Origin of the sequence: Streptomyces sp. NPDC057900, from assembly GCF_042887885.1 — a bacterium.
In the GTDB taxonomy this organism is placed as follows: Bacteria; Actinomycetota; Actinomycetes; order Streptomycetales; family Streptomycetaceae; genus Streptomyces.
Window position 1 is genome coordinate 44,007 of sequence record NZ_JBHVOI010000015.1, and the last position, 23,618, is coordinate 67,624.

Consider the following 23,618-nt stretch of genomic DNA (forward strand, 5'->3'; position numbering starts at 1 on the left):
CACTCGGTCGTATGCGCACAGTCCTACGCCCGGCATCCGGGTGCCGCAATACCGGAATCGGGCCCAACTCAATGATCGTTGTGGGCTCGTGACGTCAAGTCAGTGACGGTATACGGAGATTGGGGACGACCGGCCGGTTCTTCGCGGGCCGGTCGCCCTAGGAGCGAGCGGGCGCGAGCGGTGCCAGCGGCTCGGCGTTGACCGAACGCGCCGCCCGCTCCAGCGCGCTGGCCAGCAGCGCCAGGTCGGTCGGCCCGTTGCCCAGTTCGCGCACCGGGCGGCGGGTCGGCGGGTCGCCCATCCGCTCCCACTCCAGCGGTACGACCGTGGGCCGCAGCGTCGCCGTACGCGGAATGCGGCCCGTGACCCGGCCGCCCTGGAACGGCGTCACCCGCCCGTCCGGATGGCCCAGCCGGCCCCGGCCCGGCGCCGGGCCGTCCGGCGTGGGCGGCACGGTGGGCGGATCGAGCACGACCCGCAGCCGGGCCCCGTGCGCCAGGTCGGTGTCCTCGGTGCGGTCCGGCCGCGCGGACGTCGCGACCAGGTGGACGCCGAGCCGGCCGCCCTCCCTGGCCACGGTCTCCAGCGCCCTGACGACCGAACCGGCGGCCGGCCGGCCCGGACTGCCCAGGGCGGGGGCGATCAGCGCGTCGAAGTCGTCGACCAGCACGACGAGCCTCGGCAGCGGTGACGGACCCGGCTCCGGTGGCCGGGTCATCGGCCGCAGTTGCAGGGTGCCGCTCGTCTGGGAGTCGACGTCGCCGTGCCCGCCGTCGGACGGGTTGGCCGGCCGCCGGCCCGCCGTACGCCGTGCCGCGTCCGAACGGCTGTGCCACTCGGTGAAGTCGAGCCCGCCGAGCAGCTCGGCCCGTCGCTTCACTTCGGCGCCCAGCGCCTGCGCGAACTCCCGCATCCTCACTGGGTCCGACGCCACCAAGTGCGTGAAAACATGCGGGAGTTCGGTGCAGGGGCGCAGGCTCTCGCCGCGCTCGCCCCCGGCGCCGTCGACCAGCAGGATGCCCAGCCGGTCGGGCCGTGCGGCGGCCGCCAGCGACGCGGCGACGGCCCTCAGCAGCTCGGTACGCCCGCTGCCGCCCGGTCCCTCGATGAGGAGGTGCGGCCCCTCGTCGGCGAGATCCACGCTCACCGGGCCCCGGGGACCGGCCCCGAGCACGACGACGGGCCGCCCGGCGAACGCCGCGCCCTCGTCGGTACGGGCCGCCGGGCGGGCACCGGTGTCCGCGGTGGCGATCCGGGGGGCGTCGCCCTGGCGCGGCCCGCTGACCCGGCCGGAAGTACGCCCGGAACCGGCGGACCGCAGGCTGTCGCTGTCCCGCACATCCGCGGACCCGTCCCAGCCGCGTGTGTCGGAGCCGCGGGTGTCCGAGCCGGGCAGGGTGCGCGAACTCTGCGACTCCCGGGCCTCCGCGTCGTACCACTGCCCGCCCACCCGCGGATGCGGGGTGCGGCCGGACCCGGCCGAGTCGGTGCTGTCGTTCGCGCCGGACCGGTCGGGGTAGGGGGTGCGGCCGGAGGCGCTGCTGTCGTACGCGCCGGAACGGTCCGGGTACGGGGTGCGGCCCGAGCCGGGGCCGTCCGTGCGGGTTGATTCGGTGCTCGTGCGCTGCGCGCCCACGCGCGGGCCCGGAGCGCGGGCGCCCGCCCAGTTGCCGGAACCGCGCACCGTCGCACCCGGCTGGTCCTCCGCCGTGGAGGCCCAGCGGGCCATCAGGGAGGCCGGGGTGGCGCGGGCCAGGCCCAGTTCGTCCAGGAGGCGGGCGGAGGGCGGGAGCGCCACCGCGGCCGGCCGGCCCGGCAGCCCCGACGGGCCCTCCGCGCGCAGCGGGGCCAGCGCCCTGCCGAATCGTTGCGCCCAGTGCGCGGAGACCGCGTCCACCGTGGCGACCGTGCCGTGGCCCGCCGCCCGGCCGCCCGCCGTGCGCAGCAGCCGCAGGGCCGTCGCCACGTCACCGCTGAGCATCGCCACGGCCCCGCACTCCCGGAACGCGATGGAGGCGTGGCACGCCGCTTCGTACGTCGCCGCGACCGGGGAGGTGGGGGTGGCGGCCGGGGTCTCGGCCAGGCAGATCAGGTGGATGCCCGCCGCCGCGCCCGCGGAGGCCAGCCGGGCGGTGCTCTCCCGCAGCGCGGAGGAGCCGGGGTCGCCGTCCACGATCACCACGGTGAACGGACCCTCGTAGTGCCGGGCGGCCTCGGCGACCGTCGCGCGGTCCAGGCTCGCCCAGCCGGGGCCCAGCGGCCCGTCGTCCAGCCGGCGCACCAGCTCCGTGGTCCGGGCGGCGGCCTGCTCACGGTCGTACGCGAGCAGCAGCCGGCAGTCCTGGCCGTGCATCGGGCGCAGATGCGGCAGCCAGCCGAGCCAGGACCACTCGCGCCTGCGCTCGTCGAGCCCGCGCGCCCGGTCCGTGCTGATCAGCACGATCTCCAGATCGGCGGGGGAGTGCAGGGCGGCGAGCTGGGCCACGGCCGAGCGGGCGAGCCCGGACAGCCGGTCCCGTGGTCCGGCGAGCCCCAGGGAGCCCGCCTCCCGCAGCCCCACGGTCACCGGCACGGCCGGCAGCTCGGCCCGCTCCGTGGTGCCCAGCCGGACCACCAGCGCCTCCGGATGCGCGGTGTCGCGCTCCCACAGCCGGGGGCCGGGGCCGAGCGCGGTCAGCAGTACGGAGGCCGGATCGGGCCAGGTGCCCTCCGGAGCGGTGGGCAGTGCGGTGAAGGTGGCGGGGGCCGGGACCGGCGCGGGCGTCTCGTCGGGCGCGCTCTCGTGCACCGGATCGCCCTTGCCGCCCGCGAACCGGCGGGCCCAGGCGCCTATGCCGCGCCGGGGCGCCTCCTCGTCCGGGTGGCGGCCCGGGAGCCCGGAGCCGGGCCGGGGGCGGGCCCGGGACTGCCCGCGCCCGTCGTCGTCCGCGCTGCGCTCGTGGCCGGGGGCGTGTTCGTGGCCGTGCCCGTGAAAGGCGGCTTCGTCGTCGGTACCGGGGCCGGGGGGCGGGGCCGTGCTGTACGCGTGGGCGGAACCGTCCCCGTGACCGGCCGGGGCGCCGGCCACCCGCAGGTGACCCTCGCCGTCCGGCGCAGTCGCCAGCGTCGGCGTACGCGCCCCCGAGGTCAGCTTGAGCGTCGACTCGCCCAGCCGCAGCAGCGCACCGGACTGCAGCAGGACCGGCCGGTCGCGGACCTCCGCGCCGTCCAGCGAGGTGCCGTTGGTGGAGCCCAGGTCGGCCACGGAGACCCGGCCGTCGTCGGAGACGGTCACCGCGCAGTGCAGCCGCGAGACGTCCGGATCGTCGAGCGGCACATCGGCCTCTGCCGAGCGCCCGATCCGGATCTGCCCGCCGTGCAGCAGGTGGACCCCGCCCGCGTCCGGTCCGGCGATCACGTGCAGCCGGGCCGGAACCGTCTCGTCCGTCGACTCGTCCTCGCCGGGGACCTGGAGCGAGAGCACCGCCCCGTCGACCAGGGGCGGCTCACCGAGGGCGCTGCGCTGCGCGTCGAGCCGCTCCCGCCCGGCGAACAGCACCACCGCACCGCTGCCGAGGGAGCCGTCGGGCCCGGAGACGGCCGCGGCCAGGCCGGACGCCACGGTGGCCAGCGCCGTCCCGACGGGGGCGGTGACCAGCACATCGCAGGCGCGCGCCGGGGTCTGGCCGCTGCGCGGCGCGAGGACGGTCAGCCGGATCTGCATCGCCGTCAGCGGTCCCTTCTGCGCGGGGTGCCCGGCAGGGGAAAAGCCCTGTGATTCCCCCCACCCGGCACGGACGCGTCGTCCGGTACAGGTTCGTCACGTACCGCGGGGCTCCCGCACCCACAGTTCCGTGCTGGAGGCATCCTCGCACCTGCCACTGACAACACGCCCGGGGGTCACCGCTAAGTGATCTTGAAAGGTCTGCTGTGCGCACAAAAGTGCCTGCTTGGACCGTTCCCGGCACGGCCGGCAGGGGCCGCTCCGGTGCCCGGAGAGATCGCGCGCCCCCCCGGTGCGGCAACCATCCGTACGAAGTGGGCGTCTTCCCCCGTAACCGGCGCACCCCGGAGCGCCGAGACCCGCCCCCTCGGGGAATTCCGGACAAAGCGGCAACCGGACGGAGCCGGTCACCCACCCCCGGACAGGCTCTAGAGTGGGCCGGAAACTCCTGGAGGGAATCCGGGGGACCGCAAAGCACCACGATCAGCAGGGAGCGCATGACGTGCGGCCGGTAGGCAGCAAGTACCTGCTCGAAGAGCCGCTGGGACGCGGCGCCACGGGCACCGTCTGGCGCGCCCGCCAGCGCGAGGCCGCGGGCGCGGAGGCGGCCGTCACCGGCCAGCCCGGCGAGCTCGTCGCGATCAAGGTCCTCAAGGAGGAGCTCGCCAACGACGCGGATGTCGTGATGCGGTTCCTGCGCGAGCGCTCCGTGCTGCTGCGGCTGACCCACGAGAACATCGTGCGCACCCGGGACCTGGTCGTGGAGGGAGACCTCCTCGCCCTGGTGATGGACCTGATCGACGGGCCCGACCTGCACCGCTACCTGCGCGACAACGGCCCGCTCACCCCGGTCGCCGCCTCGCTGCTCACCGCGCAGATCGCGGACGCGCTCGCCGCCAGCCACGCCGACGGCGTCGTCCACCGCGACCTGAAGCCCGCCAACGTGCTGGTCTCCGAGCGCGACGGCCAGATGCACCCGATGCTCACCGACTTCGGCATCGCCCGGCTCGCGGACTCCCCCGGCCTGACCCGGACCCACGAGTTCGTCGGCACCCCGGCCTATGTGGCGCCCGAGTCGGCGGAGGGCCGCCCGCAGACCTCCGCCGTCGACATCTACGGCGCCGGAATCCTGCTGTACGAGCTGCTCACCGGCCGCCCGCCGTTCGCCGGGGGCACCGCGCTCGAAGTCCTGCAGCGGCACCTCAGCGAGGAGCCCCGCCGCCCCAGCACGGTCCCCGCGCCGCTGTGGACCGTCATAGAGCGCTGTCTGAGCAAGGACCCGGACCGGCGGCCCAGTGCCGAGAACCTGGCCCGCGCGCTGCGCACCGTCGCCGCCGGCATCGGCGTGCACGCGAACTCGGCGCAGATCGCCGCCGCCGACGGGGTGGCCGCCCTGCTGGCGCCCGACCCGGCGCCCACCGCCGTCCCGGAGACGCCCGGAGCGGCGGACCCGACGCAGGTGCTGCCGAGCAACGCCGGCTCTTACGACCCGAACGCGGCCACCAGCGTCATGCGGCAGAACGCCGGCCAGGGCGGCGGCCACGCGGACCCGACCGCGGTCATGCCGCCCGTACCGGCGCAGCCCGAGGGTGCCCCCCAGCCCGACGGGCCGCACCCCTGGCAGTCCCAGCTCCAGGCCGCCCGCGACCGCAACGACCAGACGCAGGTCCAGTACCTCGACCCGAGCCAGGACCCGCTGCGCCGCCGCCCCCAGCGCCAGCCGCAGCAGCAACAGCAGCAGTACCCCCCGCAGAACCGGCAGCAGCAGCCTCGGCAGCAGCAGTACCCCCCGCAGCAGCAGTACCAGCCTCAGCCCCAGCAGCAGTACCAGCCGCAGCAGCAGCGTCAGCAGTACGCGCCGCAGCAGCCGCAGCAACCCCAGCAGCCCGCTCAGCGCGCGCCGCGCGAGCCCAGGCAGCGCAGTGCCAACCCGATGAAGATCCCCGGCCTCGGCTGCCTGAAGGGCTGCCTGTTCACGCTGGTCCTGCTCGTCGTCGCGAGCTGGCTGATCTGGGAACTCACGCCGCTGAAGGACTGGATCGGGCAGGGCCAGAGCTACTGGCACGCGATCAGCGACGCCGCCGGCAAGATCAGCGACTGGGTCTCGGCGCTGGGCGGCGACAGCGGCAACTGACGGGGACGGGGCGCCGCCGATCCGGCCGGACGCCCCGTCAATTCTGTAGCTATATCGACTTCCGCGGACCAATTCCCTGGCAATTCGTACGCAGAAGTGAAGGTTGGTGCCATCCGGGGCACGCAACCCCCCGATCGCCGCGTAACTTTGTCGACCGGGGGTTGTTGCGCGAGGGCCCAATCGCCAGCCGCTGAGGGAGCAGTCTTGGCACGGAATATCGGCAGCCGGTACACCGCCCACCAGATCCTGGGGCGCGGCAGCGCCGGCACGGTGTGGCTCGGCGACGGCCCCGAAGGGCCCGTCGCCATCAAACTGCTCCGCGAGGATCTAGCGTCGGACCAGGAACTCGTCGGCCGGTTCGTCCAGGAGCGCACCGCCCTGCTGGGCCTCGACCATCCGCACATCGTCGCCGTCCGCGACCTCGTGGTGGACGGCAACGATCTGGCGCTGGTCATGGACCTGGTGCGCGGCACGGATCTGCGCACCCGGCTCGACCGCGAGCGCAGGCTGGCCCCGGAGGCCGCCGTCGCGATCGTCGCGGACGTCGCGGACGGCCTCGCCGCCGCGCACGCCGCCGGGGTGGTCCACCGCGACGTCAAGCCGGAGAACATCCTGCTCGACATGGAGGGCCCGCTCGGCCCCGGCAACTCCCACCCCGCGCTGCTCACCGACTTCGGTGTGGCCAAGCTGATCGACACCCCGCGCCGCACCAAGGCCACGAAGATCATCGGGACGCCCGACTACCTGGCCCCGGAGATCGTCGAGGGCCTCCCGCCGCGCGCCGCCGTCGACATCTACGCCCTCGCGACGGTGCTGTACGAGCTCCTCGCGGGCTTCACGCCCTTCGGCGGCGGCCACCCCGGCGCCGTACTGCGCCGCCATGTCACCGAGACCGTCGTCCCGCTCCCCGGCATCCCGGACGAGCTCTGGCAGCTGCTGGTCCAGTGCCTGGCCAAGGCCCCCGCCTCCCGGCTGCGCGCCTCCGAGCTGGCGGCCCGGCTGCGCGAACAGCTCCCGCAGCTCGCCGGTATCCCGCCGCTGGACGTGGACGAGCCGGACGACGAACCGGAGCCCCAGCCGCACGGGCAGAGCTACGACGAGCAGCAGTACACCCCGGCGGCAGAGGAACCCCGCCGCCGGGGCGCGGTGCCGCTGGTCCCCGGCTCGTCACCGGACTCCAACCGGGACACCCACACGAGCATGCGCGTTCCGGCCCCCGACGAGCTCTCCGGCGGCCCCCGGGGCACCGCCCGCGCCCCGCGCGCCCCCGGCCGCCCCCGGCCCGGCTCCGCGCGCAACAAGTCGGCGGCCATCCGCAAGCGCCGCCTCACCCTGGGCGCGGCGGCGCTGATACTCGTCGCCGGACTCGGTGTCGGCGGCTGGCTGGCGATGAGCGGTGACGACGCGGGCGCGACCCCGCAGGACACCGGCAGCTCCGCCCCCGGCACCCCCTGAGAGCCTCCGGCACCCCTGAGAACGAGGGGGCGGCGGGCCGCGATCACGCGGCCCGAGGAACGTCCGCGCCGACAGCCGTTACGCTGGACCCGTGGCAGTCGTCGATATTTCCGAAGAGCTGAAGTCCCTCTCCTCGACCATGGGGTCGATCGAGGCCGTCCTGGACCTGGATGCGCTGAGGGCGGACATCGCCGCGCTTGAGGAGCAGGCGGCGGCGCCGTCTCTCTGGGATGACCCGGAGGCGGCGCAGAAGATCACCAGCAAGCTTTCGCACATGCAGGCCGAGGTCCGAAAGACGGAGGCCCTGCGGGGCCGCATCGACGATCTCGAAGTTCTCTTCGAGCTCGCCGAGGACGAGGGCGACGCCGACGCGCTCGCGGAGGCCGAGTCCGAGCTGGCCTCCGTGAAGAAGGCGCTCGACGAGATGGAGGTCCGCACCCTCCTGTCCGGGGAGTACGACGCGCGGGAGGCCCTGGTCACCATCCGGGCCGAGGCCGGCGGCGTCGACGCGGCGGACTTCGCGGAGAAGCTCCAGCGCATGTACCTGCGCTGGGCCGAGCGGCACAACTACAAGACCGAGGTCTACGAGACGGCGTACGCCGAAGAGGCCGGCATCAAGTCGACCACCTTCGCCGTGGAGGTGCCGTACGCCTACGGCACGCTCTCCGTCGAGCAGGGCACCCACCGGCTCGTCCGGATCTCGCCCTTCGACAACCAGGGCCGCCGCCAGACGTCCTTCGCGGGCGTCGAGGTGCTGCCGGTCGTCGAGCAGACGGACCACGTCGAGATCGACGAGTCCGAGCTCCGCATCGACGTCTACCGCTCCTCCGGCCCCGGCGGCCAGGGCGTCAACACCACGGACTCCGCGGTCCGGCTGACCCACCTGCCGACCGGCATCGTCGTCTCCTGCCAGAACGAGCGCTCGCAGATCCAGAACAAGGCGTCCGCGATGAACGTCCTCCAGGCGAAGCTCCTTGAGCGCCGCCGCCAGGAGGAGCAGGCCAAGATGAACGCCCTCAAGGGCGACGGCGGCAACTCCTGGGGCAACCAGATGCGTTCGTACGTCCTGCACCCGTACCAGATGGTCAAGGACCTGCGTACGGAGTTCGAGATGGGCAACCCCGAGGCGGTCTTCAACGGCGAGATCGACGGATTCGTCGAGGCCGGTATCCGCTGGCGCAAGCAGAACGAGAAGTAGCCTGCGCTTTTGAAGCAGTTGAGCCCGGACGGCGACCGCCGTCCGGGCTCCTTCGCTTTCCGGAACGGCAGTTGGGGGCGACGTGGTGAGTGCGTCACAGTCCTGATGCCGAATGAAGGTCAATTGGCTCCAAAACGCCGCACATTGCGTGGATCGGCCTTGACGTAGTCCTTAACTCTGGACAGGCTGCTGGAGCAGCATGCGTATGTCTGGGACGGGTGTGATCGGGGGCGGGCGGCAGGGCCGCGGTACGACGTCGGCCGACGCTCGGAGCAAACCCCGCAGGGCCGTGGCCCCGCATATGGCTGCTCCATTGACGAGAACAGCTACTGGGGGTAGCAGCACATGACGAAGAAGACGCGAGTACGCGTCGCGCGGATAGCCGCGGGTGCGGTCATTGCCGCAGGCGCCTCGCTCACCGCCGCGGGTGCGGCGCAGGCCGTCGGGATCGTCGACATCGGCGTCAACGACGCGGCCAACAACGATGTCGTGAACATCGGCATCGCCGGCGAGGAGGACGGTGGCGGTGACGCCGCTGCCGGCGGTGGCGACGCGGCCGGTGGCGCCGATGTCGCGGGTGGCGCGGATGTCGCCGGTGGCGCGGACGTGGCCGGTGGCGGTGACGCGGCTGCTGGTGGTGACGACGCTGCTGGTGGTGGCGATGCGGCTGCTGGTGGTGACGACGCTGCTGGTGGCGGTGACGCTGCCGCTGGTGGTGACGACGCCGCGGGTGGTGGCGATGCTGCCGCAGGTGGCGGCGACGCGACTGCTGGTGGCGGTGACGCCGCTGGTGGTGGCGACGCGGCTGTCGGCGGTGGCGACTCCAACGGTGGCGGCAACACCTCCGGCGGCGGTGCCGCGGCCGGTGGCGGCCAGACGACCGGCGGCTCCGGCTCCGCGACCGACGGCGGTAGCGGCAGCGACTGCACCGTCGACCTGAACGGTGCCGAGTGCGCCGACAACACCGACACCGACTCGGTCGGCAACCAGCCGGCCGAGCAGGGCAAGGGCAAGGACGAGCTCGCCGAGACCGGTGCGGCCGAGACCACGTTCCTGCTCGTCGGTGCCGCGACGATGATCGCCGGAGGCATCGGCTTCCGGATCCTCCCGCGCCTGGTGAACGGCCGCACGGCCGCCTGACGGCCCGGTAGCGGCACCTGAACGACCACTGGGACCCGGTCCGCCTCGGCGGACCGGGTCCCAGTGCGTGTACGGCCTTCCCCGCCCCTGAGGGCCCTCTCTGCGCGGGTCCCCACGGAATCGGCCCCACGGGCCGTCGTACCCTGCGGCAACCGCTCGCAGAGGGCGTCCCGGCCTTCGGGGGTGTTCAGGTAACGAGGTGGTCGCTCTCGGTCACGCCGCCTGGTGCGCGAGCAGCGCCAGGGCGCACAGCAGCACCACCAGCAGGGCGATCAGCATCATGGGGCTCATCCCGCCGAAGGGGCCCTGGCCCTGTCCCTGCTGCTCCAGCCGCGCGCGGCTGGCCCGGCAGACGGGGCAGCGGCCCTCGGCCACGGGCGCCGCACAGTTCGCGCACACCAATCGGTCATAGGTCATGCGCTTTCCTCCTCCCGCGCGGCGGAGCCGCACAAGCCATCTCTCCGCACAACGCTCACGGAAACGCGACCGTTCCCCCTACCACTGTGCCAGCTCGCGAGGATTTCGGCGCGGCCCGCCGTACAGGTAACGGAAGGTCCCGGTTCGCGTTCGCCTGCGTTCCGGCATAAATCACCCATCCCGGTACGCGCGCCTGCACGCGTGAGTCGGGTTCGCGTATGGTCACGCTCACCTACTCCCGGCCGACCGTGGTGCATCCGTGATCCGATTCGACAACGTCTCCAAGACCTACCCCAAGCAGAGCCGTCCCGCTCTACGGGATGTGTCTCTCGATATCGAGAAGGGCGAGTTCGTCTTCCTGGTGGGCTCATCCGGCTCCGGCAAGTCCACCTTCATGCGACTCATCCTCCGCGAGGAGCGCGCCAGCCAGGGCATGGTCCACGTCCTGGGCAAGGACCTCGCGCGCATGTCCAACTGGAAGGTGCCGCACATGCGGCGCCAGTTGGGCACCGTATTCCAGGACTTCCGGCTGCTTCCCAACAAGACCGTCGCGGAGAACGTGGCGTTCGCCCAGGAAGTGATCGGCAAACCGCGCGGCGAGATCCGCAAGGCGGTCCCGCAGGTCCTCGACCTCGTCGGTCTCGGCGGGAAGGAGGAACGGATGCCCGGCGAGCTCTCCGGTGGCGAGCAGCAGCGCGTGGCGATCGCGCGGGCCTTCGTGAACCGGCCCATGATGCTGATCGCGGACGAGCCGACCGGCAACCTCGACCCGCAGACCTCCGTCGGCATCATGAAGCTGCTGGACCGGATCAACCGGACCGGCACCACCGTGATCATGGCGACCCATGACCAGAACATCGTCGACCAGATGCGTAAACGCGTCATCGAGCTTGAGCAGGGCCGTCTCGTACGCGACCAGGCGCGCGGCGTCTACGGCTACCAGCACTGAGCACCGAGTACTGAAAGGACGCCATGCGCGCCCAGTTCGTCCTGTCGGAGATCGGCGTCGGCCTCCGTCGCAACCTCACGATGACCTTCGCCGTCGTCGTCTCCGTCGCCCTCTCGCTTGCCCTGTTCGGCGGCGCGCTGCTCATGCGCGAGCAGGTCAGCACGATGAAGGACTACTGGTACGACAAGGTCAACGTCTCCATCTACCTCTGCGGCAAGGGTGACGCGGAGACGGTGGTCCAGTGCGCCAAGGGCGCTGTCACCGCGCAGCAGAAGAAGGAGATCGAGGGCGATCTCAAGAAGATGGACGTCGTCGAGACGGTGACGTACGAATCGTCCGACGAGGCGTACAAGCACTACCAGGAGGAGTTCGGCGACTCCCCGATGGCCGGCAACATCACGCCGGACCAGATGCCGGAGTCCTTCCGCGTCAAGCTGCACGACCCGACGAAGTACAAGGTCGTCGCCACCGCGTTCGCCGGACGTAACGGGGTGCAGTCGGTCCAGGACCAGAGAAGCATCCTGGACAACCTCTTCGGGCTGATGAACGGCATGAACGTCGCCGCGCTGTTCGTGATGGCGCTGATGCTGGTCATCGCGCTGATGCTGATCGTGAACACCGTCCGGGTGTCCGCGTTCAGCCGACGGCGGGAGACGGGCATCATGCGGCTCGTCGGCGCCTCCGGGTTCTACATCCAGATGCCGTTCATCATGGAGGCCGCGTTCGCCGGCCTGATCGGCGGCGTGCTGGCCTGCGTCATGCTGCTGGCCGGGCGCTATTTCCTGATCGACGGCGGCCTCGCGCTCCAGGACAAGCTGAACCTGATCGACTTCATCGGCTGGGACGCGGTGCTCACCAAGCTTCCGCTGGTACTGGCGATCGGCCTGCTGATGCCCGCTGTTGCCGCACTCTTCGCGCTGCGCAAGTACCTCAAGGTATGACGATCGCCTCCCGGGGCGCGCGGCCAACGGCCCGTGCGCCCCGGAGCCTTGTCCTAGGCTAGGCGCCATGTCCGGCCCCGTGCACCGCGCAGGGCCCCGCGGCCTCTGCCGCGGGGCCGCCCTGACATTGGTTTTCGCGAGTGTGCTCGCCACCGGCGCCGCCACCGGTTCGCTGCCCCGCGGCGACGGGCGGAGCCGGGACGCGGAGACCCGGCCCGTCGCCTCCGTCGCGGACCGCGACGCGGTGGCCGACGCCGCGGCCGACGCGGTGGCGGACGGCAAGTCCGGTACGGAAGCCGCCGAGGAGGTCGTCAGCCGCAGCGGGGACCGCTGGGGCGCGGTCTACGACGAGCGGGAGTACCAGGAGTTCGAGCGGGCCCTCGACGGCTCGTACACGGGCGTCGGGATCGCCGCCAGACGCTCCGCCGACGGGCTGGTCGCGGTCGCCCGGGTCCAGCCGGGCAGCCCCGCGGACCGGGCCGGTGTCCGCGCGGGCGACCTGATCCGCACGGTCGACGGCAGCCGGGTCGACCGGCGCCCGGTCTCCGACGTGGTGGCCCTGCTGCGCGGTGACCGCAAGGGCGCGGCCGAGGGGAGCACCGTGGTGCTCGGGATGCAGCGGGGTTCCGTCAGCCGGACGCAGACGCTGCGCCGGGCCCGGCTCACCACGGAGGCGGTCACCGTGCGGCGGCTCGGTCCACAGCGGCCCGATTCCGGCGCGGCCGTACTGATCGAGGTCGGCTCGTTCACCAAGGGTTCCGGAACCCGGGTCCGTGACGCCGTCCGGAAGGCACCGGCGGGCGCCGGGGTGCTGCTGGACCTGCGCGGCAACTCCGGTGGGCTGGTCACGGAGGCCGTCACCGCCGCCTCCGCCTTCCTCGACGGCGGCCTCGTCGCCACCTACGACGTGCACGGGGAGCAGCGCGCCCTGTACGCGGACGCGGGGGGCGACACCGAGCGCCCCGTCGTCGTCCTCATAGACGGCGGCACGATGAGCGCGGCCGAGCTGCTGACCGGCGCGCTGCAGGACCGGGGGCGGGCCGTCACGGTCGGATCGCGCACCTTCGGCAAGGGCTCCGTCCAGATGCCGAGCAAGCTCGCGGGCGGTGCGGTGGCCGAGCTGACCGTGGGCCACTACCGCACCCCGGCGGGCCGCAGCGTCGACGACCGGGGCATCACACCGGACCTCGCGGTGAGCTCGGGGGCCCAGAAGCGGGCCGAGACGGTATTGAGTGGCCTCGGGGGTGGGTCGTAGTGCGAAAATGGCCGCACTATGGCTAAGGAAAAGGACCCAGAGCGCAAGATCATCGCGCAGAACAAGAAGGCGCGCCACGACTACACCATCCTCGACACCTACGAGTGCGGCCTCGTGCTCATGGGGACCGAGGTCAAATCGCTGCGCATGGGCCGGGCCTCCCTGGTGGACGGCTTCGTGCAGATCGACGGCGGCGAGGCGTGGCTGCACAACATCCACGTCCCCGAGTACGTCCAGGGCACCTGGACCAACCACTCCGCCAAGCGCAAGCGCAAGCTGCTGATGCACCGGGCCGAGATCGACAAGCTGGAGTCGAAGGCGCAGGAGACCGGGCACACGATCGTGCCGCTCGCCCTGTACTTCCGCAGCGGCCGGGTCAAGGTCGAGATCGCGCTGGCGAAGGGCAAGAAGGAGTACGACAAGCGGCAGACGCTGCGCGAGAAGCAGGACACCAGGGAGACGAACCGGGCGATCTCGGCGGCCCGCCGCCGCCAGCGGGCCGCCTGACCGGGCGGTCACGGCGGGCCGGCGGCCGGCCCGCCAGGAATACGCTGGCATCGGCGCACGTTGGTCACGTACGATGGCACTGCACCCCACGGGGTGTGTACCACCTTTGAAAAATCAACATGGGGATGATCGGTTTCGACAGCGGATGTCGAAGCAGGGGAAGCGAGTCGAGGAAGCGGCAATGATCTCGTTAACCATATGTCGCAACCAATAATCGCCAATTCCAAGCGCGATTCCTCCGCCTTCGCCCTCGCTGCCTAATTAGCAGCTAAGCGAAGACTCTGCGGAGTGTCAGCCCGGGGGTGATCCCGACCCGGATCCTGGCATCATTAAGGGATCTAAACTTCTAGGCCCGGTCACGGGGCCCTGAAGGAAATCAAACAGTGACTGGGCCTGTCGGAGGCTTGTTCGCGTGACCTCCGGGGCCGAGAAAAGCGCAGCGAACTGCACTCGGAGAAGCCCTGATTCCGCACCGTTGGACGCGGGTTCGATTCCCGCCATCTCCACAATTCCCATGTGAACGAGGACCCCGTTGCCACCGGCAACGGGGTCCTCGTTTTTCTGTCTGCCGACAGGCCCGCAGGCCATGCCCGGTGCGCGGGGGCGCGCGTCCCGGCGTGCGGCGGCGTGCGAGGTGGAACAGATGTACCACTCATGATGAACAACACCGGACAGTAGGGTCGCGGCGTCCTCGGCGTGCGCTACATTCGTCGTCCGGGTGCACTGTGGTGGGGGCGCGTGGACAGGGTGGGGGCCCGGTCCGGCGGCGTATAACCGGTCAGTTGCGCGCACCCGTTCCTGAGTGGGGGAAGTGCGTACAACAGTGGAAACTTGGCGTGAAGGTGCCCGTGCGGGGCACACACACGAGCCGAACGAAGTCACCATCCAACTTGACGGTCTGGGACGCCAGCTCTCCGAACTGCTGCCGGAACCCGGCGCTCCGGAAGGCTCGGAGGGCCCCGTCTTCGTCGACGAGAGCGGGCGCCGGAGTAAAACGTTCCGGCGGTTCGGCTGGGTGATCGCGGCGGTCTGCGTCTGCTTCGCGGCGACGCTCGTCGGCACCGTCCTCGGCGGCAACTCCAGCGCCCCGTTCCTGCCGCTCTCCGGTCAGGAGGAGCACCGGAACGCGGACGAGGTCCAGGTGCCGCCGTCCGCGCCGGTCGGGAGCGCGGACGCCTCCGCTTCGCCGGGCGCGACGGCCGGCACCTCGCCGTCCGCGCCCATGGCCGGAAACAGCGCCCCCGTACCGCCGGGCAGCTCCGCCGCGGCCGGCTCCCCGGCCGCCGGCACCGGCCCCTCCGCGCCCCCCGCCGTCGTACCGGTCGGGGACCGCTCAGCGGCCACCACCGGTGGTGGGGGCACCGCGTCGTCCGCCGGCACCCCGGCATCGACGCCGCCTGCCGCCGACACCGGGGCGCCTCCCGCGGAGCCGGAGACGGAGCCGTCGGACACCACGACGACGCCGCCCCCCGCCGAGTCCGCCGACCCTCCTGTGGAAGAGCAAGAAGGCGCCAACTAAATGACCACCCCCGTCACACGGGGCAGGCACAACCGCAAGAAGCAGACCCGGCGGCGCAGGCTTCCCATGCGCTATCTCCTGCCGTTCCTGCTCCTCGTCGCCCTGCTCGCCATGCTGATGCTGCGCGGCTACGTGCACAGCGAAATCCTTGCCGACCACCGGATCCAGCCACCGGCGGCGACCGACACGGTGCCCGAGCAGGTCCTCGAAGGCGGACCCGTCATCGACGCGCGCAGCGCGAGCGAACCGGCCAAGTCCCTGCGCATCCCCGATCACCGCATCGTGCTGACCTTCGACGACGGCCCGGACCCGGAGTGGACCCCGCGCGTGCTCGACAAGCTCAAGGAGCACCACGCGCACGCCGTCTTCTTCGTCACCGGCACCATGGCCTCGCGCTACCCCCAGCTGGTGAAGCGCATGGTCGACGAGGGGCACGAGGTCGGGCTGCACACCTTCAACCACCCCGACCTCTCCTACCAGTCGCACACCCGCGTCGACTGGGAGCTCTCGCAGAACCAGCTGGTGCTGGCGGGCGCGGCCGGAATCCGCAGCTCGCTCTTCCGGCCCCCGTACTCCTCATTCGCCGATGCCATGGACGACAAGTCCTGGCCGGTCACCCAGTACATCGGCGGCCTCGGCTACCTCACCGTCGTCAACAACACCGACAGCGAGGACTGGAAGCGCCCTGGCGTCCGCACCATCATCGAGAACGCCACCCCGAAGCACGGCAAGGGCGCCATCGTCCTGATGCACGACTCGGGCGGCGACCGCTCCCAGACCGTGGCCGCGCTCGACCGCTTCCTGCCCGGAATGCAGGAAAAGGGCTACGAGTTCACCAACCTCACCGACGCCCTCGGCGCCCCCAGCGCGCACACCCCCGTCACGGGTCTCGCGCTGTGGCAGGGCAAGGCGTTCGTCTACGCTGTCGGCGTCTCCGACCACATCACCGATGTGATGGTGGCCGGCCTCGCCGTCATCGGGGTACTGGTCATCTCCCGCTTCGGGCTGATGCTGCTGCTCTCCTTCGCGCACGCCCGAAAGGTCCGGCGACAGGGCTTCGGCTGGGGCGAACCGGTGACCCGCCCGGTGACCGTCCTGGTGCCCGCGTACAACGAACGCGAGTGCATCGCCAACACGGTGCGCTCCCTGGTGGCAAGTGACTATCCGGTCGAAGTCATCGTGATCGACGACGGGTCCACGGACGGCACCGCGGACATCGTCGAGGCGATGTGGCTGCCGGATGTGAGGGTGGTGCGCCAGCGCAACGCGGGGAAGCCCGCGGCCCTCAACAACGGCATCGCGCACGCCCGCCACGACATCATCGTGATGATGGACGGGGACACCGTCTTCGAGCCGTCCACCGTCCGCGAGCTCGTACAGCCCTTCGCGGACCCGAGGGTCGGGGCCGTCGCGGGCAACGCCAAGGTCGGCAACCGGGACTCGATGATCGGGGCCTGGCAGCACATCGAGTACGTGATGGGCTTCAACCTCGACCGCAGGATGTACGACCTGCTGCGCTGCATGCCCACCATCCCCGGCGCGGTCGGGGCGTTCCGCCGGGACGCGCTGGACCGGATCGGCGGCATGAGCGAGGACACCCTCGCGGAGGACACCGACGTCACGATGGCCCTGCACCGGGACGGCTGGCGCGTCGTGTACGCGGAGAACGCCCGCGCCTGGACCGAGGCACCGGAGACCGTGCAGCAGCTCTGGTCGCAGCGCTACCGGTGGTCGTACGGCACGATGCAGGCCATCTGGAAGCACCGCCGCGCGGTGATCGAGCGCGGCCCGTCCGGCCGCTTCGGGCGCGTCGGACTGCCGTTCGTCGCCCTGTTCATGGTCGTCGCCCCGCTGCTCGCCCCCCTCATCGACGTCTTCCTGCTGTACGGAATCGTCTTCGGGCCCACCCAGAAGACGGTCGTCGCCTGGCTCGGCGTCCTCGCGGTACAGGCGGTCTGCGCCGCGTACGCCTTCCGGCTCGACCGGGAACGCATGACGCACCTGATCTCGCTGCCCCTCCAGCAGATCCTCTACCGGCAGCTCATGTACGTGGTGCTGCTCCAGTCCTGGATCACCGCTCTCACCGGCGGCCGGCTGCGCTGGCAGAAGCTGCGCCGCACCGGTGTCGTGGAGGCGCCCGGCGCGATGACCGGCCAGCGGCGCGGCAGCAACGACCGGAGGCCCGTCGCATGACCCACCCCAGCTATCCCTCCGCGTACCCGCAGCAGCCGCCCGGAGAGCCGCACACGGTGCCGTTCCCGGTGTTCCCGGTGCAGTCGCCGTCCCCGCCCGCCGTTCCCGGCGAGGACGAGCAGCCGCCCCCGGCGAAGGGGAGCGGCCGTGACCGCTATCTCGACCTGCTCCGGGCCGTCGCGCTCGTCCGCGTCGTCGTCTTCCACCTCTTCGGCTGGGCCTGGCTGACCATCCTCTTCCCGTCCATGGGCGTGATGTTCGCGCTGGCCGGCTCCCTGATGGCCCGGTCGCTGGCCCGGCCCGCCTGGAGCGTCCTGCGCGGCCGGCTGCGCAGACTGCTGCCGCCGATGTGGGCGTTCGCCGCACTCGTCGTACCGATGATGTTCGTGATGGGCCTCAAACCGGTACGGGAGGAGGGCATCTGGTGGTTCCTGAAGCTCGGCTGCTACATCCTGCCGGTCGGCTCGCCGCCGTTCCCCTGGGAGAGCGGCTCCGAGAGCGGGTTCCTGGAACAGTCGTGGGCCGAGCAGGCGGTGGGCCCGCTCTGGTACATCCGCGCCTACCTGTGGTTCGTGCTGGCCTCACCGCTGCTGCTGAAGGCGTTCCGCAGGCTGCCCTGGGCGACGATGCTCGCGCCGGTCGGCCTCACCGCCGTCATCGGCACCGGCCTGGTGACCGTGGACGGGGCGACCGGCGAGGCGCTCGTCGACTTCGGCACGTTCGGCGCCTGCTGGATCCTGGGCTTCGCCCACAACGACGGACTGCTGAAGAAGATCCCGCGCTACATCTCGGTCTCCTCGGCCGCCGTCATCATGGCCTTCGGCCTCTGGTGGGCGTCCGGACACCTCACGGAGGAGGGCTGGAACCTCGACGAGATCCCGCTCGCCCAGGCCACCTGGTCACTCGGCTTCTGCGCGATCCTGCTCCAGTACGCGCCCTCGTGGAAGCAACTGCCCGGCCGGCTGGCCGACTGGGACAGCCCGATCACCCTGGCCAACAACCGGGCCGTGACGATCTACCTCTGGCACAACCTGCTGTTCATGGCGACGATGCCGATCATCGACCAGCTGTGGAACGTCCCGTGGGTCGGTGACCACCTCGGCACGTACATCGACGCCTCCTACAACGTGCTGATGCTGATCCTGATCTGGCCGCTGATAGGGGTGATGATCGTCGCGGTCGGCTGGGTCGAGGACGTGGCGGCGAAGCGGCGGCCCCGGCTCTGGCCCAACGGCGAGCCGAGGCGGACCGGGAGGCGGGGAGCCGGACGCGGCACGCCGGAACCGGCCGGGACTCCAGGGCGGCGCGGCCGGTGAACCCCCTCACCGGGGCGCCCGCGCCCCGGTGAGAGCAAGGTTGCGCACCGGTCACCTCACGGCACCGCGCCGAAACGCGCGCTCCCTAGGTTCGGGAACAACACCCCGACCCCCTGTGGAGGCGCGTGATGGCTGGCCGTTGGATCGAGCAGTGGGAACCGGAGGACGAGACGTTCTGGCGGGAGAGGGGCGAGCGGATCGCCCGCCGGAATCTGTGGTTCTCCGTCCTGTCCGAGCACATCGGCTTCTCGATCTGGACCCTGTGGTCGGTGATGGTCCTGTTCATGGGACCGGAGTACGGGGTCGACCCGGCCGGGAAGTTCTTCCTGATCTCGACCGCGACCCTGGTGGGCGCGGTCGTGCGGGTGCCCTACACCTTCGCGGTGGCCCGGTTCGGCGGCCGGAACTGGACCGTGTTCAGCGCGTTCACCCTGCTGGTGCCGACCGTCGCCGCCTATGTGGTGATGGAGCCGGGGACCTCGTACACCACCTTCCTGGTGGTGGCCGCGCTGACCGGGATCGGCGGCGGCAACTTCGCCTCCTCCATGACGAACATCAACGCCTTCTTCCCGCTGCGGGAGAAGGGCTGGGCGCTCGGGCTCAACGCGGGCGGCGGCAACGTGGGGGTGCCCGTCGTGCAGCTCGCCGGGCTGCTGGTGATCGGGACGGCGGGCGCCGCGCATCCACGGATCGTGCTCGGCGCGTACATCCCGCTGATCGTCGTCGCCGCCCTGTGCGCCGCGTACTTCATGGACAACCTGGCGCCCGTGCAGAACGACACCGGGGCCGCCGGGGACGCCGTCCGCGACCCGCACACCTGGATCATGGCGGTGCTCTACATCGGCACCTTCGGCTCCTTCATCGGCTACAGCTTCGCCTTCGGCCTCGTGCTCCAGACCCAGTTCGGCCGCACCCCGCTGGAGGCCGCCTCGCTCACCTTCATCGGCCCGCTGCTGGGCTCCCTGATCCGGCCGGTCGGCGGCCGGCTGGCCGACCGGTACGGCGGCGCCCGCATCACCATGGGGACCTTCGTCGCGATGGCCGCCGCGACCGGAGTCGTCGTGTACGCCTCCGGCATCGAATCGCTCCCCGTCTTCCTGACCGGCTTCACCGCGCTCTTCGCACTGAGCGGCCTCGGCAACGGATCGACGTACAAGATGATCCCGGGCATCTTCCACGCCAAGGCCATCGCGCGCGGCCTGCGCGGTGAGGCGGCCGCGGCGCACGGGCGGCGGCTGTCCGGCGCGGCCATGGGGCTCATCGGCGCGGTCGGAGCGCTCGGCGGGCTCGGCATCAACCTCGCCTTCCGGCAGTCCTTCCAGAACACGGGCACCGGGACGGCCGCCTTCTGGTCCTTCCTGGCCTTCTACGGGGTGTGTTCCGTACTCACCTGGGCGGTATACCTTCGCCGCACGGCTCCGGTGCCGGCGAAGCCGCAGCTCAGCTACGCCGAGGTGTGATGATGACCGAGGGGCCGTTCGTTTGGATCAGGCTGGGCTCGCGGGGTCCGGTGCCGCACCTCGCGGCGTTGTCGTCGGTCGCCATGGCTCCGCCATGACTCCCTCCTCCGCCTTGCGATGCACGGCACCGGACCCCGCTCCCTGATCCAGCCTGATCCAAACGAACGGCCCTGCGATGTCGAGTGACGTAACGGGCGGGAAATACGGGTGAACCGAGCCTGTCACGCGCCGTTGACAGTCTCGGACCTCCGCACCACCGAGCAGCAGCGGGACGAGAGCCGGGTAGACCTTATGCACGACGACGAACAGCACGGGCCCCTCGCGGGCTTCACGGTCGGCGTCACCGCCGCGCGCCGGGCGGAGGAACTCGCCACGCTGCTGCGGCGGCGCGGCGCCACCGTGGTGCACGCGCCCGCCCTGCGGATCGTGCCGCTCGCCGACGACAGGGAGCTCCTCGCCGCCACGCAGGAGCTCCTCGCCAGCGTCCCCGACGTGGTCATCGCCACCACCGCGATCGGCTTCCGGGGCTGGATCGAGGCGGCCGACGGCTGGGGGATCGGCGACCGGCTGCTGGACCGGCTGCGCGGCGTCGAACTGCTGGCGCGCGGCCCCAAGGTCAAGGGCGCGGTCCGGGCCGCCGGGCTGACCGAGGCCTGGTCACCCGCCTCCGAATCCATGGCCGAAGTGCTGGAACGGCTGCTCGCGGAGGGCGTGGAGGGCCGCCGCCTCGCCCTCCAGCTGCACGGCGAACCGCTCCCCGGCTTCGTCGAGTCGCTCCGGGCGGCGGGCGCGGAGGTCGTCGGCGTCCCCGTCTACCGCTGGATGCCGCCCGAGGACATCACCCCGCTCGACCGGCTCCTCGACCTCACCGTCACCCGCGGCCTGGACGCGCTCACCTTCACCAGCGCCCCCGCCGCGGCCTCGCTGCTGCGCCGGGCGGAGGAGCGCGGCATGCTTCCCGAACTCCTGGGCGCGCTGCGGGACGACGTCGTATCGGCGTGCGTCGGACCGGTCACCGCCCTGCCGTTGCAGGCCCACGGGCTCGACACCGTCCAGCCGGAGCGCTTCCGCCTCGGCCCGCTCGTCCAGGCCCTCTGCCGCGAACTGCCCTCCCGTGCCCGGACGTTGCCCATCGCCGGGCACCGGGTCGAGATCCGGGGCCATGCCGTCCTGGTCGACGACGAACTGCGCCCGGTGCCGCCCGCCGGGATGGCCCTGCTGCACGCCCTGGCCCGCAGGCCGGGCTGGGTGGTGGCCCGCGCGGAGCTGCTGCGCGCGCTGCCCGGCAGCGGCACGGACGAGCACGCGGTGGAGACGGCCATGGCCCGGCTGCGCACCGCGCTCGGGGTGCCCAGGATCGTCCAGACGGTCGTCAAGCGCGGCTACCGGCTGGCCCTCGACCCGGCCGCCGACGCCAAGTACGCCGACTCCTGAGGGAGATGGCGCGCCGTCAGGTACGAGGCGCGCAGCAGGAGGGCCAGTGCCGCGGTGCACAGGACCGCCCGTACGGCGTTCCAGGCGACCCACGCGTCCTCGAACCGGTCCCGCACGGCGGCCGGGTCCGCGATGCGCGCCGGGTCGCCGGCCCGCGCGAGCTCGTCGTTGAGCGGGACGTTGACGCCACAGGTGAGCAGGAAGGCGACGGCGTACACCGCGAGCGCGGCGAAGAGCCAGCCGCGCGGGCCGGGGGAGCGTCGCTGCTGCCAGGCGGCCACCGCGGTGAGGATCAGCGCGCCGAAGAAGCCCGCGAAGAACACCGGGTTCTCTATGACGTCGTTGATGTTCCGCATGACCTCGATGAAGGTCCGGTCGTCGCTGCGGCCGAGCGCGGGCATGACCGCGCAGGAGAAGACGTAGAAGGTGCCCGCGGTGAGCCCGGTGGTGACGGCGGCGCCGCCGAGGACGAGGTGGCGAAGGGTGCGGTGCGGCCGGTGGGCCTGGCTGGTTGTCATGGCTCCAGTCAATTCGCGCGGCCGCTCCCGCTCCATCGTCCAGGCGCGCAACTGCCTACGCGGGCGTCCAGGGCCCGGGTTACCGTGCTGGGATGATCGATGACATCCACCGGCTCGACCCCGGGATACGGCTCCGTCCCGTCACCGCGTCCGACGCCGCCTCCCTCGCCGCGTCGCTGACCCGCAGCCGTACGTACATGAGTCCGTGGGAGCCCCGGCGGCCCGACGCCTTCTACACCGAGCAGGGGCAGGGCGAGCGGCTGGCCGGGATCCTGGCCGACCAGGCGGCGGGGCGCGTGCGGTCCTGGGTGCTGGCCGACGAGGAGGACCGGGCGGTCGGCGGGTTCAACCTCAACGCCATCGTGCTCGGACCGTTCCGCAGCGCCACGCTCGGCTACTGGGTGGACGTCGAGTACGCGGGCCGCGGCCTGGCCACCGCCGCGGTGCGGCTCATCTGCGACCTGGCCCGGGACGAGCTGCGGCTGCACCGGGTCGAGGCGGGCACGCTGCTGCACAACGACGCGTCGCGGCGGGTGCTCACCAAGTGCGGCTTCGAGCAGTTCGCGACGGTCCCGCGCTATATGCACATCGACGGCGACTGGCGCGATCACCGCCTCTTCCAGCGCATCCTGCACGACGGCCCGGTCACCGGGGCGCCGGCCACCGCCGGGGCCTGAGCGCCCGCCTGGCGCCGCCCGTACGGTCCGCGCGGCGCCAGGGGTTACGGGCGGGGGGCCGGACGGGCACTCTGGTGGGGACGTCGGGCCGGACCGAGGCGGTGACATGCGCATGGCAACGCGCAAGGGATCGTGCGACTGGCGGTTCGACGCCGGGCGGCTCTGCCTGGACCTGGTCGCGACCGGGTCCGGCCGCGCCGACGCCCCCGACCCGCTGGACGCGCCCGAGCGGCTCGCCCACTGGCTGATGGCCTCCGGAGCCGTACCGCAGGGCACCCGGCTCACCGCCGTGGACCACCACTGGCTGCTGCTCTTCCGCCAGCTGAGGACCGCCGTCGACCGGCTGCTGACCGCACAGCTCGGCGGGCGCGGAGCCGAGGGCGCGCTGGAGCGCGTCAACGCGCTCGCCGCCGGGGCACCGCCCGGCGTGCGCGCCGTGCGCACCGGGAGCGGCGCCCTGGTGCGCGGGCTCAGCACCGAACCCGACTGCCGGGCACTGCTCGCCACCGTGGCCCGCGACGCGGTGGAGCTCCTCACCGACCCGGTGGCGCTGGGCGGCCTGCGCCGCTGCGAGGGCGACAACTGCCGCCGGATCTACCTGGACACCTCACGCGGCAGGCGCCGCCGCTGGTGCTCCAGCGAGGTGTGCGGGAACCGCGAACGGGTGGCCCGGCACCGGCGGCGCAACGCGGACCCGGCCGGGCGGTCCGCTCCGCCGTGACGGCCCCGTACGGCACCGGCTCGATCACATGCTCGTGGCAGGTGCGCGACGGGCCCCGCGTCGCATAGGGTTGACGGCTGC

At 72.1% G+C, this 23,618-nt stretch carries 18 protein-coding genes and 1 other RNA gene; 16 read left to right on the forward strand and 3 right to left on the reverse strand.

All coding sequences use genetic code 11. The features are described from left to right. Window positions 1-157 precede the first annotated feature (157 nt). A complete protein-coding gene (locus ACFVQ0_RS33310) occupies window positions 158-3,703 on the reverse strand; it encodes an FHA domain-containing protein (RefSeq protein WP_390092910.1) in 3,546 nt (1,181 codons plus the stop codon). Between the two features lie 502 nt (window positions 3,704-4,205). On the opposite strand from ACFVQ0_RS33310, the gene ACFVQ0_RS33315 reads away from it, so the two are divergent. From ACFVQ0_RS33315 to ACFVQ0_RS33330, 4 genes are all read left to right on the forward strand, one after another. Next, window positions 4,206-5,837, forward strand: a complete 1,632-nt coding sequence (locus ACFVQ0_RS33315) for a protein kinase (RefSeq protein WP_390092911.1) — start codon at window positions 4,206-4,208, stop codon at window positions 5,835-5,837. A 204-nt stretch (window positions 5,838-6,041) separates the two neighbouring features. Next, complete coding sequence (locus ACFVQ0_RS33320) at window positions 6,042-7,292, forward strand: serine/threonine-protein kinase (RefSeq protein ID WP_390092912.1); 1,251 nt, start codon at window positions 6,042-6,044, stop codon at window positions 7,290-7,292. A 91-nt stretch (window positions 7,293-7,383) separates the two neighbouring features. Beyond that, window positions 7,384-8,490, forward strand: coding sequence for a peptide chain release factor 2 (gene prfB, locus ACFVQ0_RS33325; protein WP_390092913.1), 1,107 nt, complete (start codon window positions 7,384-7,386; stop codon window positions 8,488-8,490). A gap of 345 nt (window positions 8,491-8,835) precedes the next feature. Next, window positions 8,836-9,630 carry an LPXTG cell wall anchor domain-containing protein gene (locus ACFVQ0_RS33330; RefSeq protein WP_390092914.1) on the forward strand — a complete coding sequence of 265 codons (795 nt, stop codon included), beginning with the start codon at window positions 8,836-8,838 and terminating at the stop codon, window positions 9,628-9,630. 213 nt (window positions 9,631-9,843) lie between these two features. Here the strand turns inward: ACFVQ0_RS33330 and ACFVQ0_RS33335 are convergent, their stop codons facing one another. Then, a complete protein-coding gene (locus ACFVQ0_RS33335) occupies window positions 9,844-10,047 on the reverse strand; it encodes a hypothetical protein (protein WP_390092915.1) in 204 nt (67 codons plus the stop codon). A 259-nt stretch (window positions 10,048-10,306) separates the two neighbouring features. On the opposite strand from ACFVQ0_RS33335, the gene ftsE reads away from it, so the two are divergent. From ftsE to ACFVQ0_RS33385, 10 genes are all read left to right on the forward strand, one after another. Then, window positions 10,307-10,996: a cell division ATP-binding protein FtsE gene (ftsE, locus tag ACFVQ0_RS33340; RefSeq protein WP_390092916.1), complete on the forward strand. Its 690-nt coding sequence runs from the start codon at window positions 10,307-10,309 to the stop codon at window positions 10,994-10,996. A gap of 23 nt (window positions 10,997-11,019) precedes the next feature. Further along, window positions 11,020-11,937 carry a permease-like cell division protein FtsX gene (ftsX, locus tag ACFVQ0_RS33345; protein ID WP_024489198.1) on the forward strand — a complete coding sequence of 306 codons (918 nt, stop codon included), beginning with the start codon at window positions 11,020-11,022 and terminating at the stop codon, window positions 11,935-11,937. Between the two features lie 67 nt (window positions 11,938-12,004). Beyond that, window positions 12,005-13,192 carry a S41 family peptidase gene (locus ACFVQ0_RS33350; protein ID WP_390092917.1) on the forward strand — a complete coding sequence of 396 codons (1,188 nt, stop codon included), beginning with the start codon at window positions 12,005-12,007 and terminating at the stop codon, window positions 13,190-13,192. An 18-nt stretch (window positions 13,193-13,210) separates the two neighbouring features. Next, window positions 13,211-13,699, forward strand: a complete 489-nt coding sequence (gene smpB, locus ACFVQ0_RS33355) for an SsrA-binding protein SmpB (RefSeq protein WP_311305408.1) — start codon at window positions 13,211-13,213, stop codon at window positions 13,697-13,699. A gap of 121 nt (window positions 13,700-13,820) precedes the next feature. Further along, window positions 13,821-14,208, forward strand: a transfer-messenger RNA (tmRNA) gene (ssrA, locus tag ACFVQ0_RS33360). A gap of 314 nt (window positions 14,209-14,522) precedes the next feature. Then, a complete protein-coding gene (locus tag ACFVQ0_RS33365) occupies window positions 14,523-15,218 on the forward strand; it encodes a hypothetical protein (RefSeq protein WP_390092918.1) in 696 nt (231 codons plus the stop codon). 66 nt (window positions 15,219-15,284) lie between these two features. Beyond that, entirely contained in the window at window positions 15,285-17,411 is a 2,127-nt protein-coding gene (locus ACFVQ0_RS33370) for a glycosyltransferase (protein ID WP_390092996.1), read from the forward strand. Continuing rightward, entirely contained in the window at window positions 17,408-18,727 is a 1,320-nt protein-coding gene (locus ACFVQ0_RS33375) for an acyltransferase (RefSeq protein ID WP_390092919.1), read from the forward strand. The genes ACFVQ0_RS33370 and ACFVQ0_RS33375 overlap by 4 nt, the downstream gene beginning before the upstream one ends. Before the next feature lie 128 nt (window positions 18,728-18,855). After that, a complete protein-coding gene (locus tag ACFVQ0_RS33380; RefSeq protein ID WP_390092920.1) occupies window positions 18,856-20,187 on the forward strand; it encodes a nitrate/nitrite transporter in 1,332 nt (443 codons plus the stop codon). Between the two features lie 291 nt (window positions 20,188-20,478). Beyond that, entirely contained in the window at window positions 20,479-21,621 is a 1,143-nt protein-coding gene (locus ACFVQ0_RS33385) for a uroporphyrinogen-III synthase (protein WP_390092997.1), read from the forward strand. On the opposite strand, the gene ACFVQ0_RS33390 is transcribed toward ACFVQ0_RS33385, so the two are convergent. Continuing rightward, window positions 21,570-22,139, reverse strand: coding sequence for a DUF1772 domain-containing protein (locus ACFVQ0_RS33390; protein WP_390092921.1), 570 nt, complete (start codon window positions 22,137-22,139; stop codon window positions 21,570-21,572). The two genes, ACFVQ0_RS33385 and ACFVQ0_RS33390, sit on opposite strands and share 52 nt — an antisense overlap. A 92-nt stretch (window positions 22,140-22,231) precedes the next feature. On the opposite strand from ACFVQ0_RS33390, the gene ACFVQ0_RS33395 reads away from it, so the two are divergent. Next, complete coding sequence (locus tag ACFVQ0_RS33395) at window positions 22,232-22,816, forward strand: GNAT family N-acetyltransferase (RefSeq protein WP_390092922.1); 585 nt, start codon at window positions 22,232-22,234, stop codon at window positions 22,814-22,816. Window positions 22,817-22,928: 112 nt separating this feature from the next. After that, a complete protein-coding gene (locus tag ACFVQ0_RS33400) occupies window positions 22,929-23,537 on the forward strand; it encodes a CGNR zinc finger domain-containing protein (protein WP_390092923.1) in 609 nt (202 codons plus the stop codon). Window positions 23,538-23,618 lie beyond the last annotated feature (81 nt).

What these genes read in the sequence shown, in the direction of transcription:
- ACFVQ0_RS33310 (WP_390092910.1), bottom strand. Translation starts at nt 3,703, where the DNA reads ATGCAGATCCGGCTGACCGTCCTCGCGCCGCGCAGCGGCCAGACCCCG.
- ACFVQ0_RS33330 (WP_390092914.1), top strand. Translation starts at nt 8,836, where the DNA reads ATGACGAAGAAGACGCGAGTACGCGTCGCGCGGATAGCCGCGGGTGCG.
- ACFVQ0_RS33335 (WP_390092915.1), bottom strand. Translation starts at nt 10,047, where the DNA reads ATGACCTATGACCGATTGGTGTGCGCGAACTGTGCGGCGCCCGTGGCC.
- ftsX (WP_024489198.1), top strand. Translation starts at nt 11,020, where the DNA reads ATGCGCGCCCAGTTCGTCCTGTCGGAGATCGGCGTCGGCCTCCGTCGC.
- ACFVQ0_RS33350 (WP_390092917.1), top strand. Translation starts at nt 12,005, where the DNA reads ATGTCCGGCCCCGTGCACCGCGCAGGGCCCCGCGGCCTCTGCCGCGGG.
- smpB (WP_311305408.1), top strand. Translation starts at nt 13,211, where the DNA reads ATGGCTAAGGAAAAGGACCCAGAGCGCAAGATCATCGCGCAGAACAAG.
- ACFVQ0_RS33370 (WP_390092996.1), top strand. Translation starts at nt 15,285, where the DNA reads ATGCGCTATCTCCTGCCGTTCCTGCTCCTCGTCGCCCTGCTCGCCATG.
- ACFVQ0_RS33375 (WP_390092919.1), top strand. Translation starts at nt 17,408, where the DNA reads ATGACCCACCCCAGCTATCCCTCCGCGTACCCGCAGCAGCCGCCCGGA.
- ACFVQ0_RS33380 (WP_390092920.1), top strand. Translation starts at nt 18,856, where the DNA reads ATGGCTGGCCGTTGGATCGAGCAGTGGGAACCGGAGGACGAGACGTTC.
- ACFVQ0_RS33385 (WP_390092997.1), top strand. Translation starts at nt 20,479, where the DNA reads ATGCACGACGACGAACAGCACGGGCCCCTCGCGGGCTTCACGGTCGGC.
- ACFVQ0_RS33390 (WP_390092921.1), bottom strand. Translation starts at nt 22,139, where the DNA reads ATGACAACCAGCCAGGCCCACCGGCCGCACCGCACCCTTCGCCACCTC.
- ACFVQ0_RS33395 (WP_390092922.1), top strand. Translation starts at nt 22,232, where the DNA reads ATGATCGATGACATCCACCGGCTCGACCCCGGGATACGGCTCCGTCCC.
- ACFVQ0_RS33400 (WP_390092923.1), top strand. Translation starts at nt 22,929, where the DNA reads ATGGCAACGCGCAAGGGATCGTGCGACTGGCGGTTCGACGCCGGGCGG.